This is a genomic window from Mycolicibacterium insubricum, assembly GCF_010731615.1.
In the GTDB taxonomy this organism is placed as follows: Bacteria; Actinomycetota; Actinomycetes; order Mycobacteriales; family Mycobacteriaceae; genus Mycobacterium; species Mycobacterium insubricum.
This window is the reverse complement of sequence record NZ_AP022618.1, coordinates 3687649-3703169: the sequence shown is the minus strand read 5'-3', so window position 1 is coordinate 3703169 and position 15521 is coordinate 3687649. Positions and strand designations below refer to the sequence as shown.

15 protein-coding genes are annotated in these 15521 nt (G+C 67.7%); 6 read left to right on the top strand and 9 right to left on the bottom strand.

Annotation, left to right across the window (positions count from 1 at the left end; all coding sequences use genetic code 11):
• Nucleotides 1–2 precede the first annotated feature (2 nt).
• The 8 genes from G6N16_RS17400 to G6N16_RS17365 form a co-directional block, all read right to left on the bottom strand.
• A complete protein-coding gene (locus G6N16_RS17400) occupies nucleotides 3–1301 on the bottom strand; it encodes an NtaA/DmoA family FMN-dependent monooxygenase (RefSeq protein WP_083030308.1) in 1299 nt (432 codons plus the stop codon).
• 22 nt (nucleotides 1302–1323) lie between these two features.
• Entirely contained in the window at nucleotides 1324–1923 is a 600-nt protein-coding gene (locus tag G6N16_RS17395) for a TetR/AcrR family transcriptional regulator (RefSeq protein WP_083030309.1), read from the bottom strand.
• On the bottom strand, nucleotides 1920–3743 hold the full coding sequence (locus G6N16_RS17390; RefSeq protein ID WP_083030310.1) for a flavin-containing monooxygenase: 1824 nt from the start codon (nucleotides 3741–3743) through the stop codon (nucleotides 1920–1922). Before G6N16_RS17390 ends, G6N16_RS17395 begins: the two co-directional genes overlap by 4 nt.
• Nucleotides 3744–3837: 94 nt before the next feature.
• Complete coding sequence (locus tag G6N16_RS17385; protein WP_083030311.1) at nucleotides 3838–5109, bottom strand: ABC transporter substrate-binding protein; 1272 nt, start codon at nucleotides 5107–5109, stop codon at nucleotides 3838–3840.
• Nucleotides 5106–6422 (bottom strand): L-fucose:H+ symporter permease, encoded by a 1317-nt coding sequence (gene fucP / locus G6N16_RS17380; protein WP_083030312.1) that lies wholly within the window; start codon nucleotides 6420–6422, stop codon nucleotides 5106–5108. Before fucP ends, G6N16_RS17385 begins: the two co-directional genes overlap by 4 nt.
• 162 nt (nucleotides 6423–6584) lie before the next feature.
• The gene (locus G6N16_RS17375; RefSeq protein ID WP_083030313.1) at nucleotides 6585–7430 is read right to left on the bottom strand and encodes a mycofactocin-coupled SDR family oxidoreductase; all 846 of its coding nucleotides are present in this window, start codon (nucleotides 7428–7430) and stop codon (nucleotides 6585–6587) included.
• Nucleotides 7431–7500: 70 nt separating this feature from the next.
• Nucleotides 7501–8679, bottom strand: coding sequence for a cytochrome P450 (locus G6N16_RS17370; protein ID WP_083030314.1), 1179 nt, complete (start codon nucleotides 8677–8679; stop codon nucleotides 7501–7503).
• A gap of 1 nt (nucleotide 8680) precedes the next feature.
• Nucleotides 8681–9985: a cytochrome P450 gene (locus G6N16_RS17365; protein ID WP_083030315.1), complete on the bottom strand. Its 1305-nt coding sequence runs from the start codon at nucleotides 9983–9985 to the stop codon at nucleotides 8681–8683.
• 158 nt (nucleotides 9986–10143) lie between these two features.
• On the opposite strand from G6N16_RS17365, the gene G6N16_RS17360 reads away from it, so the two are divergent.
• On the top strand, nucleotides 10144–10803 hold the full coding sequence (locus tag G6N16_RS17360) for a TetR/AcrR family transcriptional regulator (protein ID WP_083030316.1): 660 nt from the start codon (nucleotides 10144–10146) through the stop codon (nucleotides 10801–10803).
• A gap of 39 nt (nucleotides 10804–10842) precedes the next feature.
• Here the strand turns inward: G6N16_RS17360 and G6N16_RS17355 are convergent, their stop codons facing one another.
• Nucleotides 10843–11526: a TetR/AcrR family transcriptional regulator gene (locus G6N16_RS17355; RefSeq protein WP_083030317.1), complete on the bottom strand. Its 684-nt coding sequence runs from the start codon at nucleotides 11524–11526 to the stop codon at nucleotides 10843–10845.
• Nucleotides 11527–11628: 102 nt separating this feature from the next.
• On the opposite strand from G6N16_RS17355, the gene G6N16_RS17350 reads away from it, so the two are divergent.
• Genes G6N16_RS17350 through G6N16_RS17330 form a run of 5 tightly spaced genes read left to right on the top strand, consistent with a single transcriptional unit; the run spans nucleotide 11629 to nucleotide 15499 of the window.
• Nucleotides 11629–12963: an alpha/beta hydrolase family protein gene (locus tag G6N16_RS17350; RefSeq protein ID WP_083030318.1), complete on the top strand. Its 1335-nt coding sequence runs from the start codon at nucleotides 11629–11631 to the stop codon at nucleotides 12961–12963.
• Complete coding sequence (locus G6N16_RS17345; RefSeq protein WP_083030319.1) at nucleotides 12960–13877, top strand: fumarylacetoacetate hydrolase family protein; 918 nt, start codon at nucleotides 12960–12962, stop codon at nucleotides 13875–13877. Before G6N16_RS17350 ends, G6N16_RS17345 begins: the two co-directional genes overlap by 4 nt.
• On the top strand, nucleotides 13874–14581 hold the full coding sequence (locus tag G6N16_RS17340) for an MBL fold metallo-hydrolase (protein WP_083030320.1): 708 nt from the start codon (nucleotides 13874–13876) through the stop codon (nucleotides 14579–14581). The genes G6N16_RS17345 and G6N16_RS17340 overlap by 4 nt, the downstream gene beginning before the upstream one ends.
• Before the next feature lie 26 nt (nucleotides 14582–14607).
• Nucleotides 14608–14958: a carboxymuconolactone decarboxylase family protein gene (locus tag G6N16_RS17335; protein ID WP_083030360.1), complete on the top strand. Its 351-nt coding sequence runs from the start codon at nucleotides 14608–14610 to the stop codon at nucleotides 14956–14958.
• A 13-nt stretch (nucleotides 14959–14971) separates the two neighbouring features.
• Nucleotides 14972–15499 carry a carboxymuconolactone decarboxylase family protein gene (locus G6N16_RS17330; RefSeq protein WP_083030321.1) on the top strand — a complete coding sequence of 176 codons (528 nt, stop codon included), beginning with the start codon at nucleotides 14972–14974 and terminating at the stop codon, nucleotides 15497–15499.
• The last annotated feature ends 22 nt before the right edge of the window (nucleotides 15500–15521 follow it).

Sequence of the window (15521 nt, the reverse complement as noted above, 5' to 3'; positions counted from 1 at the left end):
GGTTAGAACCGCTCGCGAAGCGGCCGTTCGTCGGGGGTGGCCCGGTAGATGCCGCGATCGATCAACCGGGGCACCACCTCGTCGATGAACTCGCCGATGGACTGCGCACCGGCGGAGAACATCAGGTTGAACCCGCCGACGTTGCCGTCGGCGAACCAGGCGGCGAAGTCCTCGACGATGTCGTCGTAGGACCCGACGAACTTGCGGTGGGTGGCCCCGCCGCGGCCGACGGCCTGTGCCACCACCTCTCGCACGCTCACGCCGGGGCGCTGCTGAATCCAGTTGTACAGTCCCACATAGTTGCCGAACGTGCTCTTGATCGTGGCCTCCACGTCCGCCGGAACCGGCAGCGCCTCGGTCGGGAAGGGGGCGTCGATGTCGCCGAGCGGTATCTCGATGCCGAACTGGCCCAGCGCGAACGGCGCGATCGGGGCCCAGTCCACGTAGCCGTCGAGCTCGGCCAGCTTTTCCTGCGCCTCGGCGGCGGTGCGGCCCAGGTAGGGGATCAGCCCCGGGATCGCCGGCACCGAGCCCGGAGCCCGGCCCGCCTCGGCCAGCGCGGTGTCCAGCGTGCGCCGGTATTCGGCCGCACTCTCGCGGGTAGAGGAATTGGTGAACACCATCTCGGCGTACTTCGCGGCAACCCGGATCCCGGCACCGGAGCCGCCGGCCTGGGCGATCAGCGGGCGGCCCTGCCGGCTCGGCGCCACGTTCAGCGGCCCGGTCACCTGGAACCGCTTGCCGCGGTGGTTGATCGGCTCGGCGTAAAACCGCAGGCGGCCGTCCGGATCCCGGCGCAGTTCCCGGTTCTCCCACAGCGAGCGCAGCACGTCGAGGAATTCGTCGGCGCGTTCGTAGCGGGCCTCGCGGTCCAGGTGCTGCGCCAGGCTGTAGTTGAGGGCGAAGTCGTCGATCACCGAGGTGACGGCGTTGTAGCCGGCCCGGCCGTCCGAGGCCTGGTCCAGCGACGCCAGCAGCCGGGCCAGGTTGTACGGATCGTAGAACGTCGTCGATGCCGTCGCGATCAGCCCGACGTGGCGGGTGTGCGCGGCGATGGCAGTCAGCGCGGTGATCGGTTCGGCCGGGCCGCCGTCGAACGCGGGTGAGCCCTGCATGCCGGGAATGTCACCGATGAACAGCGCGGTGAACAGGCCCTGATCGCCGAATCTGCCGTATTCCAGCAGCCTTTCGAATGTGGAGCGCTCGGCGATGCCGTGTGCGCGTTCGTAGCCGTAGGCGCCCTGGTGCAGGTTGATGTCATTGGCCACCAGGTTCAGATGCAGATAGCGTCGCTCGGCCATCGGGTCTCCTGTCGTCGGTCGATCAGCGCATGGTCGCGTACAGGGCGTCGGTCATCGCCTCGATCGCGGCCTCGCGTTGTAGCGGCCATCCGTCGGCCTGCCACAGATGCATGAACGAGTCGACCATCGTGTACATCATCGCGATGGCGGTGCGGATCTCGGCCTCGCCGGCTCCGGGCATGGCGTCGGCGGCGATCCACTCGTCGACGTTGGCCTCCATGGTGGCCCGGTGCGCCGCGGCGAACTCCGGATCGGCGGCCCGGGCCTGATGCAGGGCCTGGTAGAGCTGCGGGGCCGAGGTGTAGAAGTCGACCACCTTCTCGAAGAACACCCGGATCGATTTCCGGCTGCCGCCGCGGGGCGCGTCATCGCGGGACCACACCGCCATCCGGGTGTCGCGCAGCTCGCGCAGCACCGCGGCCTTGCCGTCGAAATGCAGATAGAACGTCGCCCGGCCTATCCCGGCCCGTCGGGCGATGTCGTCGACGGTCACCGCGACGTAGCCGCGCTCGGCGAACGCCTCCAGCGCGGCGGCCGTGATGTGCTCGCGGGTGAGGATCCGGTGCCGGTCCCGCATGGTGAGTTTCGTTTCAGCGCCGGTGGTTTCGACCGCCTCGGTCACTCGATCCTCACCCCCTCGCAGGTGCCGGCGGCGCGCCAGGACGCCAGCATGTCGAAGAACTCGACGGGTTTGCCGCCGAAGTTGGTGGCCAGCATGCCGTGCGGATTGTCCTTGTCACCTTCCGAGGACAGGTAGCTCGGCGTGCAGTCGGCATAGAAGGCCTTGGCCTTCTCACCCGCCTCGTTCATCGCCGCCAGCCAGGCATCCTCGGCCTCGGCGGTGGCCTCGATGGTGGTGGCGTCGCGCTGGAAAAAGGTGGATACCAGGTAGGCGAAGTGCCGGGCCCGTTCCTCGGCGGTGTGCGTGTAGTTGGGGGAGACCCCGGACTGGGTGTAGCCGAGGAAGAAACAGTTCGGGAAGCCGTGGGTCTGCAGGCCGTGCAGCGTCCGCATGCCCTTGGCCCATTTGTCGGACAGTCGCACACCGTCGCGGCCGATGATCTCGAACCCGAGCCGACGGGTGAACTCGGTGCCGACCTCGAAGCCGGTGGCGAAGATCAGTGCGTCGATCTCGTACTCGACGCCGTCGACGACGACGGCGTTCTCGGTGAACCGCGCCACGCCGCGGCCGTCGGTGTCGACGAGGGTGACGTTCGGCCGATTGAAGGTCTCCAGGTACTGGTCGTGGAAACCGGTTCGCTTGCAGTTCAACCGGTACCACGCCTTCAGCGACTCGGCAGTCGCCGGATCGTCGACCGTCGCGTCGATGCGCGCGCGCAGCCGCTGGGTGACCTCCCAGTCGGTGCGGAACAGGAACTCGGCGATCTCCTCGGGTGTCATCTCCCGGCCCAGGCGCGCGGTCTCGCGGGCCACCGCGGGATCGTTGAGCGACAGAGCGTTGCGGGTCCAGCCGTCGTCGACGAGATCGGTGATCATCTCCACACCGCAGGTGACCCGGGTGAAGTTCTCCATCCGCTCGCGCTGCCAGCCGGGTTTCAGGCTCGCCGCCCATGCCGGGTCGGTGGGGCGGTTGCCGCGCTCGCCGACCGTGCTCGGGGTGCGCTGGAACACGTAGAGCTGCTCGGCCCACTCGCCGAGGTGCGGGACGCACTGCAGTCCGGTCGCCCCGGTCCCGATGATGCCGACCCGCTTGTCGGCCAGTCGCTCGAGATGCCCGGTCTCGTCGCCGCCGGTGTAGCCGTAGTCCCACCGGCTGGTGTGGAAGGTGTGGCCGGCGAACTCGTTGATGCCCGCAATCCCGGGCAGTTTCGGCCGGGTCAGCGACCCGGGGGAGACCGCCACCAGCGTTGCTGTGAAGGCGTCGCCGCGGTCGGTGGTGATCTCCCAGAGCCTGCGTTCCTCGTCCCACCGCATCCCGGTGACCGTGGTCTGCAGCAGTGCGTTGTCGTAGAGCCGGTAGTGTCGGGCGGCCGCCTGCAGGTGCTCGCGGATCTCCCGGCCGTGGGCGTAGCGCTCGGTCGGGACGTAGTTCAGCTCTTCGAGCAGCGGCAGGTAGATGTAGGACTCGATATCGCACTGCACGCCCGGGTAGCGATTCCAGTACCAGGTGCCGCCGAAGTCCCCGGCGGTGTCGATGACCCGGATGTCGCCGATTCCGGCCTCGGTCAACCGGGCCGCGGCGACGATGCTGCCCAGCCCGGCGCCGATGATCGCGACCCCGACGTGGTCGTGCACCGGATCGCGGTCGACCTGCTCGGTGTACGGATCGTCGGCGTAGTGCGAGAAATCGGCGGTGACCTCGACGTACTGGTCGACGGCCTCCGGCCGCAGCCGTTTGTCGCGCTCCTGGGCGTACTTCGCGCGCACCCATTCCGCGTCGAACTCCGCCGGCTGCGGGCCCGGGGTGACCGTCTGTGTCATCGGGTCGAGCTCCTCACTAGACAGTATGTCTAGTGAACAGACTATCCGATTTTTTACCAGACGGAATGTCTACCGTCGGTCGGGCGGTGCCGCACTACCGGCCGGCGATCGGAACGGTCACCGAGTTCTGCACGGTGTCGATGAATGCCCGCTCGTTGTGCGAACCCAGGTACGCGTAGACGGCGTCGTAGAGACCCTGCTGGAACGCCGGGCTGCCGAGCTCGGCGGTGGCCATCGACAACAGGATGGTGTCGTGCCAGAGCGCCTGGGACGCCGCGCGCTGGTACGGCGGCAGCGAGGAGGTGTCCACGTCCGCGCGGACCGGCACCGACCCCTTGAGCTTGTTGAAGGCCAGGTTGGTCGCCGGGTCGGCGATCGTCCGCAGGAATTTCAGCGCGTTGACCCCGTTGCGGGCGGTCTTGGCGGCGACGAACGCGTCCACGATGGCGATGTAATAGCTGTCGGTGCCGGGAAAGGCGGCGCGCCCGAAGTCGACGCCGTCGGTGACGTGGCCGGCAGTCAGCTCGCCGTACACCGAATCGTTCATCACCAGGAAGGCGCACTCGCCGCGGGCCAGCTTGCCGGCCGCCTCGCTCCAGCCCAGATCGCGGGCCTTGGGGTCGGCGTGGTCGACGTAGTCGGCGAACCTGCCCAGCGCCTCGCGGACCTCGGGGCCCGACCAGTCGAACTTGTCCGCGGCGATCCGAGACCAGCCGTCGGCCCCGATCACGCTCAGCAGGGTGTTTTCGAACAGCTCGACGGCGGCGAAGCGGTCCTTGGCCCCCAGACACAGCGGCGTCACCCCGGCCCCGGCCGCCCCGCGCAGGTCGGCGGAGAACTGATCGGCGGTGTAGCCGGCCTGCGGCGGAGCTATCCCCGCCCGCGCCAGCGCGTGCAGGTTGAACCACAGGTTGTTGCCACGGTGCGCCCCGGTCGGCACCCCCCACTGCTTTCCGCCGGCGGTCAGCGAATCCAGCAGCGGTTGCGGCATGGTGTTGGCCAGGCCGGTCTCGGTGACGATGTCCGACACGTCGACGATGTGTCCGGCGTCGGCCCAGCCTCGCACGGAGGTTCCGACCAGCGTCTGCCAGACGTCGGGCAGGTCCTTGGCCACCAGCCGCGACGCCAGGGTGACCTGCATGTTGGCGCCGGCGCCGCCGGAGATGGTGTTGTCGATGACGCTCACCTGCGGGTTGGCGGCGGTGAATGCGTCGACCAGGGACTGGAACGCCGGGCGCTCGGACGGCGACACCCACCAGGACAGCACCTCGAGGCGGTCGGTGGGCTCGGTGAAGTTCCCGGTGTCGCCGCCGCTGCTGCACGCCGCGACGACCAGCGCGAGCAGGGCGATCAGTAGACGTTTCATGCGTGGGCTCCCGACTGCTGTGGCTGGGCCGTGAGGTCGAAGATCGCGTAAGCGGTGACGACGGCGAAGCACACCGCCGGGATGATGAACGAGACGGCGGGGGTGGTGGCGTCGAGGATCCGGCCCTGGATCATCGGCATGATGGCGCCGCCGACGATCGCCATCACCAGTCCCGCCGCCCCGAACTTGGTGGCCGGGCCCAGTCCCTTGAGTGCGACCCCGTAAATGGTGGGGAACATCAGCGAGATCGAGATGGACACCGAGATCAACGCGATGACGCCGTAGATGTTGGGGGAGGCCATCGCGAACAGGCACAGCGCCACACCGAGGGCGCCCAGCACCGCCAGCACCTTGGTGGCCCGGATCCGGCCGATCACCCAGGTCATCACGAAGCGGGAGACCAGGAACACGATCAGGCTGATCTGCAGCACGATCCCGCCCAGCTTCAGCGATCCGTTCAGCGCCTGCTGGGTGTACTGGATGATGTAGGTCCAGGTGCACACCTGGCCGGCGACGTTGAAGAACTGTGCGACGACGCCCAGCGTGTAGTGCTTGTTGGACAACAGCTTCCGGAACACGCCCGGGCCCGCAGCGCCGGCGTCGGGGAACTCGTCGACGGCCTTCGGCGCCTTCCTGAACGCGATGGTCAGCGCGATCGCGATGAGCACGAAACCCAGGCCCAGGTACGGGCCCATCACCGCGGCGAGCTGGCTGGCCCGGATGGTCCGTGCCTCCTCGGGGCTCAGGCTGGCCAGGTTCACCGGCGTCTCCAGCTTGGGCAGGATCAGCATCGCCGCCAGGAAGACGCCGATGTTGGTGCCCACCGGGTTGAACGCCTGCGCCAGGTTGAGCCGGCGGGTGGCCGTCTCCTCCGGGCCCAGGGACAGCACGAACGGGTTCGCCGAGGTTTCCAGGATGGAGCAGCCCGCGGCGATCAGGAACAGCGCTGCGAGGAAGGCCCCGTAGGTCATGATGTGGGCGGCCGGATAGAACGCCAGGGATCCGGCCGCGGCCAGCAGCAGGCCGCTGAGCAGACCGGCCTTGTAGCCGAACCGGTTGTTGATGAACGCCGCCGGGATGGCCAGCAGGAAGTAGGCGCCGAAGTACGCCAGCTGCACCAGGGAGGCCTGGAACGTGTTCATCACGAAGATGTTCTTGAAACCTGCGACCATCGGGGTGGTGAGGTCCGCGGCCACGCCCCACGCGGTGAAACATGCCGTGACGACGGCGAACAGCACCCACATCTTTGGCCCGATCAGCGGGGCCCGGGAACCGTCGACCGTGCCGGGGGGAGCCTGGTCAGTCTTTGCCATGGTTGAGTACTACCCCAGCGGCGTCGGGTATCACAGCGCTTCCGCGGGAACTGGACAGGTAATGCTTCCATGTCCTGCGCCGTTCGGCCCGCTGCCACCCCGATCGCTGAAAAAAGCCACCTCCGCGGAGCGATCCCGCGGAGGTGGCTTTTGACGTCGTCGCTACTTCAAGCAGCTGCCCGCGTCGACCGGCAGCGTGACTCCGGTGACGTAGCGGGATTCGTCGGAGGCGAAGAACAGCGCGGCGTTGGCGATGTCTTCGGCGTCCACCCACGGAATCGGCAAGGTGTGGAACAGCTGGCAGATCGGGGCCATGTCGTCGGGGCCCGGGTTCTCCAGATCGGGACGGAACAGCTTCCAGGTTCCCTCGTTCATGATCATGTCGGTGCTGACGTGGGTCGGGTGCACGCTGTTGACCCGGATCATGTGCTGGCCCAACTCCACGCCGAAGGAGCGCATCAGGCCCACCACTCCGTGCTTGGCGGCCACGTAGTTGCCACAGTGGGGGTACGCCTTGAGGCCGCCCACCGAGCTCGTCAGAATGATGGAACCGCCACGGCCGCCGGCGATGATGTGCGGGACAGCGGCCTTTACGGACTTCCAGACTCCGGACAGATTGGTATCGATCATCTCGTCCCAGTCCTGCTGTGACGTCTCGTGCAGCAGGTCGCCGCCGTTTCCGATGCCGGCATTGGCAACGACGATGTCGAGTCGGCCGAGTTGCTCGACACCACTGTCCACCGCGGCTTTGACGGCGTCGAAATCCCGCACGTCGACCTCGGCGGTCACGATCCGGCGACCCAGGTTCTTGACGATCTCCGCGGTCTCTGCGAGATCCTCCGGCGTCGACGCCGGGATGGCGGTTTCGGTACCCGGCCGGATCGGCCCGCAGATGTCGATCGCAATGATGTCGGCGCCCTCCTGCGCCTGTCGCACCGCATGTGCGCGACCCTGTCCGCGCGCCGCGCCGGTGATGAACGCGACTTTGTCTTCGAGACGTCCTGCCATTTCAGTCCTTCTGTGTTGTTTGGGAATTCGGTGGTCGGGAAATGTTCGGTGGTCGGGAAATGTTCGGTGTTCAGCCGACGAAGGCGGGCATGGCCTCCCAGCCGCGCACCGCGGTGGTGGGCGACGGCTTGGCGTTCGCCCAGTCCACCTCCCACTCGGGGAAACGCCGCAGGATCTCCTCCAGCGCGATGCGGCCCTCCAGACGGGCCAGCGCGTTGCCCATGCAGAAGTGGGTGCCCGCGCCGAAGGTCATGTGCGAGCGCTGTTCCCGGTGGATGTCGAACACGTCGCCGTCGGGCGGGAAGCGCCGGTGGTCGCGGTTGGCGGCGCCGATGAGCATCAGCATCGCCGAGCCCTCCGGAACCGTCCGGCCGTAGTACTCGACGTCGCGCGCGACGTACCGGGCGATCTGCAGCGCCGGGGGCTCCCAGCGCAGGATCTCCTCGATCGCCTGCGGGATCAGGCTCGGGTCGGCGGCCAGCTGCGCCCGCTGTTCGGGGTAGTCCGCCAATGTCTTTCCGGCCCAGCCGATCAGCCGGGTGGTGGTCTCGGCACCCGCGGTCGCGATGACGATCAGGTACATCAGCAGCTCGTCGCGGGTCATCTTGCGCCGCACGCCGGTCTCGTCGGTGAACTCGGCGTTGAGCAGTTCGGTCATGATGTCGTCGGAGGGGTGATCGATGCGCCAGTCGAGGAACTCGCCGAACACCTCACCGGTGGCCAGCGCGTCGACCTTCTCCTTCTGCAGGGTCTCCTCGCCGTGATCGGTGATGGCGCGCTGCTGGTCCTCGGGGATGCCCAGCAGCATGCCGATCACCCGCATCGGCATCTGCTCGCCCAGGTCGTTGACGAAGTCGAACTTGCCGGTGCCGACGACCGGGTCCAGGCAGCGGGCGGTGAACTCGCGGATCTGCGGTTCCAGTGCCAGCACCTTGCGGGGGGTGAACATCCGGGACAGCAGGTTGCGGTGGATGTTGTGGATCGGCGGGTCCTCGAAGATCAACGTGCCGGGCGGAATCTCCATGCCGGACTTGATGATCTCCAACAGTGCACCGCGGCCGGAGATGAACGTCTCGTGGTCGATGACGGCCTTGTTGACGTCGTCGAAGCGGCTCAGCGCGTAGAAGTCCTGCGCCTCGTTGTAGTACAGCGGGGCTTCTTCCCGCAGCCGCGCGAACACGGCGTAGGGATTCATGTTGAGTTCGACGCTGTACGGGTCGTAGTACAGATCGGCTTCGGTCGTGGTCATCTCAGTGCTCCACGGGGTTGTCGATGGCGTCGAACGTGATGTGGATTTCGGTCAGACCGCGCAGGATGAACGTCGGCTCGTAGTTGAACTGGTCGCGGTCGGGGCCGTGGAACTCGGGATCCAGGGCGATGTTGGTCATCCGGTCCAGGATCCGTTCGATGGACACCCGGCCCTCGACCCGGGCCAGCGGGCCGCCCGGGCACGAGTGCGCGCCGCGGCTGAACGCCAGGTGCTCGCGCACGTTGTGCCGGTCGATGTCGAACTCATGCGGGCATTCGAAGCGGCGCGGATCGCGGTTGATCGCGCCCGGGTTGATCATCAGGATGGTGCCGGCCGGGATCTCCACGCCGGCGAGCACGGTGTCCTTCTTGGCCAGCCGGAAGGCCGACTTGACCGGGCTCTCCATCCGCAGCATCTCCTCGACGAAGTTCGGGATGCGGGTGCGGTCGTTGCGCAGGCGTTCGACGACGGCGGGATTCTCGGCGAGCACCCGCATGGCCGCGGACAGCAGCTTGGTGGTGGTCTCCTGGCCCGCGGCGAACAGGAATGTCGCGCTCTTGACGACGTCGATGATCTCCGGGGTGTCGCCCTCGGGGTATTTGGCGGTGGCCAGCCCGGTGAGGATGTCATCGCGCGGATTGGCCCGGCGGTCCTCCAGATATGCGCTGAACTTGTCTTCCAGCCACTGCAGCGGGTTGTGATCCATGGTGTTGCCGTCGAGGGATCCCACCGCGTTGCCCGGCCGCGGCGCCAGCATCTGGCGGAATTCCTCGTGGTCCTCGGCGGGCACCCCGAGCAGGTCGCAGATGACCAGCATCGAGAAGGGCTTGGCGTACTCCTCCAGGAATTCGCAGCGGCCCTTGGGGACGATGTCGTCGAGGAACTGGTCGGCCAACGGCCACATGAACGCCTCGTTCTCCTTGAGGCGCTTGGGCGTCAGCAGCCGGTTGAGCAGCGACCGGGCGCGGGTGTGCTGCGGCGGGTCCATGGTGACCATGTGCTCGCTCATCAGCAGCTGGTCGCGGTGCTCGGCGATCTGCTCGGTGATGTCGGGGCCCTCGGGGGTGAAGGGCAGCGGGGGGAACGGTCCGCCGACCGCGATACACGAGGAGAACAGGTCGGCGTCCTTGTAGACGATCGACGCTTCTTCGTGGCCGGTGACGGCGACGACCCCGTAGTTCTTGGTCTTGAGCACCGGGCACTGGGAGCGCTGGTGGTCGTAGTAGGGGTACGGATCCGGAACCAGCGCTGGGTCGGTGAAGTAGTCGATGTTGTCGAAGTCGACACCGGGCTCGGTTTGGGTCAAGGCGAATTCTCCTGAAAGGGCTGACAGGTGCTGAGCACCTGCTTAGCATGAGGTGCGTCACACGGTCAAGGATCGCCCCGCTGCATTACCATGACGCGCAGCGTGTCGAGGGGAAGCCGGGACCGGCCGTAAAGCATCGACAGTTCGGAGTTGTGGGCATGACATCGTCGGCGGCAAGCACCGTCGGAGCCGGGCGCCGACTGGGCGCACCGGAGGCCAAGAACCGCACGGTTCTGCTCGACGCGGCAGAGGCGCTGATGCGCGACGAGGGGTATGCGGCGGTGACGTCGCGCCGGGTCGCCGACAAGGCGGGGCTGAAACCGCAGCTGGTGCACTACTACTTCCGCACCATGGACGAGCTGTTCCTGGAGCTGTTCCGGCGCCGCGCCGAACAGATGCAGTACTACCAGGAACTCGCCCTGGAATCCGAGCAGCCGCTGTGGGCGCTGTGGGAGCTCAACACCGACCCGGCCGGAACCGGCATGACCATGGAATTCGTCGCGCTGGCCAACCACCGCAAGACGCTGCGCGCCGAGATCGCCAAGTTCGGCGAGCTGTTCCGGCGAGAACAGATTCGGGTGTTCACCGAGGCCATGTCGCGCTACGACGTGCCGTTCGAGGAGTTCAGCCCGACGGTGCTGATCGTGCTGCTGACCGGCGCGACGCAGGTCCTGGTCCAGGAGGAACTGCTCGACATGACCGTCGGGCACGCCGAGACCCAGGAGTTCGCCCACCGCTGGCTGGCCTTCCTGGAGGGACCGCGCCGGCTGCCCGAGGATTGGCGCAGCCGGGTGGCCGCGGATCAGCCGTCCGAGTGACATCGGAGAGTTGCTGATCGGCCGGGTCCGGCATGCCCATCATTTGATGGGTTCAGGGGCACACGTCACGCCGGCCACCGGACGGGCCGCGCGGTGAGCCTGTTCATGGTCAACCGAGGTTTCCGACGATGAAACCGGGGTGGTTTGTGCTGCCCGAATTGCCGTGGCTGCGAGGCTGCTCGCGAGTGCGTGGTCGGTGTGTTCCCGGGTGAGCAGATGCCGGAAGTGGATCGGTGCGATGACGAGCTCGATGAGGATGCGCCCGTCGACGTCCGGCGGCACCTCACCGCGCTCGATCGCCCGAGCGATCATCGGCAGGAGCGTCTGCAGTCGGGCGTTCCAGAACTCTTCCCGCGCGGACCGGATGCCCTCGGAGTCGGGGATGAAGGCGAGTGTCCGCGCGAGTCCGTCGCCCAGGGGAGTGCCCAGGTAGTCGATGAGAGCGCTCGCGAAGGCCGTGAGGTCGCCGTGGAGGGATCCCGTGTCCGGCACGGGGAGCGAATCCTCGCTGGCGGACACGAGCGCGTCGACGAGGAGGTTCTCGCGCGTTCCCCAGCGTCGGTAGATCGAGCTGTCGCGCACGCCGGCGCGGCGGCTGACCTCGGGGATGCCGACCTTGTCCACCCCCAGCTCGATCACCGTCTCCAGGACGGCCTGGTGGACGGCGTCGCGCACGCGAGCAGAACGACCTCCTGGTCGGCGGAGCGCTTCGGATTCGGCCACAGGGGCATGTTAACGCAGAAACTATTGCGTTTGCCTGAATTCAGTCGTAGCATCATCCAAAAGCAGAGGATTCTGCGGTAGTAGCATCCCGGAGGAACCACGATGTCCCTGACCGACCTGGCCCAGCGAGCGATGGTGACCGCCTGCGCTCTCACACACACGACCGAGGCGGCGACTCGCCGGCTCGGCCCGGCGCCCTTCCTGCCGAAGCTCTTCGCCGACCGATTCACGCACCTCGGCGGGATCGACAAGGATGAGTTCCATCAGCAGTTGGATGGGTGTCGATCGTTCGAGGACGCGAACTGGGCCGGCTACTGGGAGGCCATCGCCGACCGGCACTTGGCTGCGGCCGACGCTGCGCTCGCCGAGCTCGGAGGGCCGGGCACGAGCGAACTGCTCGGCGGCGGAACGGTAGATGTCCGCGCCCTGGGCGAGCTGCTCGCCCCCGCCGTCACGATCCTCGCCGATCGTGATGCCGCAGCCGATCCTCTTGCGGCCGATCGCTTCTGCGCGGAGAATCCCGTCCACGCCGATGCGGCGACCGCACTCGACGGCCTGATCAAGGCGATGACCTACGAGTTCGTCGCGGCCTGGCCGGGCTGGAGCCCGCTCCGGCTCCGCGCCTACGAGCGCTCGCACGTCCTCGGCGAGATCCTGCTGACCGCGCTGGCGCCCGCGATGGGTGTGACGATCGAGCTGGTGGAGATCCCCTTCGGCGACGGGGACCTGGTGCGCGGCTACTTCGTGGTCCCGAACGGCGCGGAGAAGCCGCCCGTCGTGCTCCTGACCAACGGCGTCGAGGGCACGCTGGCCGAGGCCCTCCTCCCGCTGCTGAAGTACCGGTCAGGCGGCATCGCGATGTTCGTCATGGAGATGCCGGGCACCTACGCCTACCGCGAGTCGCTGTCGCCCGCCGCTGAGCGCGTGTACACGAAGGTCATCGACTTCCTCGCCGGCGATCCTCGGGTGGACGGCGAGCGCATCGGGCTGATGGGCCTCAGCTTCGGCGCCTACTGGGCCACCCGTATGGCGGCGGTCGACCCGCGCCTGAAGGTTGCCGTCGCGAACGGGGCGCCCACGAACCGGAGCTTCGGACCGGCCGCATCGTTCGGCTTGCCGGAGATCATGGTGTCCACGCTGAGCAACGCCGCGGGTGCGACGAGCATGGCGGACACCCTGAAGAAGCTCGGGGCCATGCCGATCGCCGACTACTACGCGCGCATTCCCATCCCGTTGTTGGTGATCAACGGGGCCGACGACACGCTCGTCAGCACCCAGGACTCGATCGACATCGCCATCGGCGCACCCCACGGCGAGCTTGTGCTGTACGACGGTGATGACCACTGCGCCATGGGCCACGGCGATGACTGGATTCGGCTGTCGTACGACTTCTTCCGTCGCCACCTGCTCGCCGCCGACGGGGCGGTGCGGTCATGAGCCGGAACACGATTCGGCGACTGCTCAACCGTGCCGGCGGCGGCATCGAGGCGCAGGCCGACACCGGCGAGGGCTGGCGGGCGAGCGAGCAGCTCGCCTGGCAGTCGCCGTTCCGGCAGGACTTCGAGCTCGCGCGGTACGCGGGCATGCCCGACGGTGCCGCGGTGCTTCCGGTGTGCCCGGGGTCCTTTCGCGACTTCATGCTCTTCGAGAAGCACGTGATCGACGCCTCCCGTGGGATGGCCCGACGATTCATGCCTCAGGTCTACGAGGAGGCCGTCGCCTTCGAGCGGGAGAACGGCGAGAGCTTCCCGCAGTTCCGCCCGAACTCGCTGTGGTACCGCCAGCCGATCTACTACATGTCCAACGCTCTCACGATCATCCCGTCCGGTGCGCCGGTCCACGCCCCGGCGTACACGACAGCGCTCGACTTCGAGCTGGAGCTCGGTGCGGTGCTGGCGCGCCCGCTGCTCAACGCCTCACCGGAGGAGGCGGCGGCGGCCATCGGCGCCCTCGTCGTCATCAACGACTTCTCGGCCCGGGATGTGCAGCTTGCCGAGATGCAATCGGGTTTCGGGCCGCAGCGGTCCAAGCACTTCGTGAGCTCCATGTCGTCGACCGCGGTCACGGGGCCGGACCTCGAAGCCGATCTCGATCGGCGGACGGCGAGCGTGACGATCGACGGTGAGCTGGTCGCGGAGACGGGAACAGAGGGAATGCGGTACTCGCTGGGCGAGGCGATCGCGCACTGCTCGCAGGGCGAGCAGCTCTTCCCCGGAGAACTGTTCTCGACGGGGACGCTGCCCGGCGGATCGGGAATGGAGTTGGGGCGCTGGCTCGCCCCCGGCCAGACGCTGCGGCTCGAGATCGACGGCATCGGGGTCGTCGAGCACCTCATCGGAGGAGAAGAATGAAGATCGACCAGGTATCCGACTCGGTCTACGCGGTGGCGGGGACGAACGTCAACTGGGCGCTGGTCACCAGCGATGCCGGCGTGACGCTCATCGACGCGGGCTACTACGGCGACACGGCCGACTTGCTGAAGTCGTTGGGTGAGATCGGGCACGACCCTGCCGACGTGGCCGCGGTCCTCATCACCCACGCGCACCTTGACCACATCGGCGCGATCCCCACTCTCGTCGAGAAGGTCGGGATGCCGGTCTACACCGGCGCAGCCGAGGTGCCGCACGCCCGGCGCGAGTACCTGGAGCAGATCACGCCGAAGGAGATGCTCCAACAGCTCACGTACTCCGCGGGCCGGCGCTGGGTGGCCCAGACCATGATCGCGGTCCGGGGGCGCATGGACCTGAAGGTCCCGTCGGCCGTCAGCGCCGACGACGTGGACCTGCCCGGGCGACTGACGACGATCGCGACACCAGGCCACACAACGGGGCACACGGCGTACTTCCTGGAGAGCGAGGGCGTGCTGTTCTCCGGTGACGCCCTCGTCACCGGGCACCCGCTCAGCCCGTGTTCCGGTCCGCAGATCTTGCCTGCGTTCTTCAACCAGGACGAGGCCCGCACGCGCGACAGTGCACGGCTTCTCGAGAACCACCCCGCTCGCACGATCGTTCCCGGGCATGGACCGTCGATCCAGGTGAATCGGGAGTCCGCGTGACCGACGAGAGTGCGTACGACGCCGGGATGGCGACGCGGAGGCAGGTGATGGGCGACGATTTCGTCGATCGTGCTCTCGCCCGGACCGCGGGGACGGCATCCGAGGAGCTGCAGCGGCACGTCACCGAACACGTCTGGGACGCCGTCTGGAACCGGCCGGGCCTGAGCCGCCGGGATCGTAGCCTGCTCAACATCGGCATGCTGACCGCGCTGCGTGCCGAGGGCGAGCTGGCCGGGCACGTCCGCGGGGCGCTCACCAACGGCCTGAGCCGCGAGGAGATCGTCGAGGCGATCATCCAGACCGCGGGGTACTGCGGCGCGCCCGCCTCGTTGGCCGCGATGCGCACCGTCCAGCAGGTCTTCGACGAAACCGACTGAACAGGAAGACATCATGGCAAGGATCGCCCTCGTCGACACCTCGGTCGCAACCGAGCGGGAGAAGACGATCTACCACCGATTCCCCGCGAACCTCGTCGCGGGCCTGCTGCGAACGACGCCCGACATCGCGGACGGCTATCTTGCTCTGGGGGCAGCGCTGTCGAGTTCGCCTCTGGCACCCCGGATCCGGGAGATGGTCATTCTCCGCGTCGGCGTCCTCTGCGGCAGTTCCTACGAGTGGATGCAGCACGCCGATATCGCCACGTCGGTCGGCGTGGGCCAGGACGAGCTCGCAGCGATTCAGTCTGGGGAGTTCAGCACGCTGACGGAGGGCGAACGCGCGGTTCTGCGGTTCGTCGACGACATGGTTGCGCAGCCGAAGGCGGGTACCGCGGCGTTCGACGGTGCCGTGGCCGTCCTCGGTGAGCAGGGTGCCGCCACGGTCTCCCTGCTCACCGGGTTCTACATGATGACGGCGCGCTTTCTCGAGACGCTCGAGATCGACCTCGACGCGGCGCCGACCAGCTGGGAGAACGCCTGATTCCACGCGATGGATGGTGACG

Coding starts and splice junctions, on each gene's coding strand:
- G6N16_RS17340 (WP_083030320.1), top strand. CDS start 13,874: ATGAAGATCGACCAGGTATCCGACTCGGTCTACGCGGTGGCGGGGACG.
- G6N16_RS17360 (WP_083030316.1), top strand. CDS start 10,144: ATGACATCGTCGGCGGCAAGCACCGTCGGAGCCGGGCGCCGACTGGGC.
- G6N16_RS17350 (WP_083030318.1), top strand. CDS start 11,629: ATGTCCCTGACCGACCTGGCCCAGCGAGCGATGGTGACCGCCTGCGCT.
- G6N16_RS17390 (WP_083030310.1), bottom strand. CDS start 3,743: ATGACACAGACGGTCACCCCGGGCCCGCAGCCGGCGGAGTTCGACGCG.
- G6N16_RS17330 (WP_083030321.1), top strand. CDS start 14,972: ATGGCAAGGATCGCCCTCGTCGACACCTCGGTCGCAACCGAGCGGGAG.
- fucP (WP_083030312.1), bottom strand. CDS start 6,422: ATGGCAAAGACTGACCAGGCTCCCCCCGGCACGGTCGACGGTTCCCGG.
- G6N16_RS17345 (WP_083030319.1), top strand. CDS start 12,960: ATGAGCCGGAACACGATTCGGCGACTGCTCAACCGTGCCGGCGGCGGC.
- G6N16_RS17385 (WP_083030311.1), bottom strand. CDS start 5,109: ATGAAACGTCTACTGATCGCCCTGCTCGCGCTGGTCGTCGCGGCGTGC.
- G6N16_RS17335 (WP_083030360.1), top strand. CDS start 14,608: ATGGCGACGCGGAGGCAGGTGATGGGCGACGATTTCGTCGATCGTGCT.
- G6N16_RS17400 (WP_083030308.1), bottom strand. CDS start 1,301: ATGGCCGAGCGACGCTATCTGCATCTGAACCTGGTGGCCAATGACATC.
- G6N16_RS17375 (WP_083030313.1), bottom strand. CDS start 7,430: ATGGCAGGACGTCTCGAAGACAAAGTCGCGTTCATCACCGGCGCGGCG.
- G6N16_RS17370 (WP_083030314.1), bottom strand. CDS start 8,679: ATGACCACGACCGAAGCCGATCTGTACTACGACCCGTACAGCGTCGAA.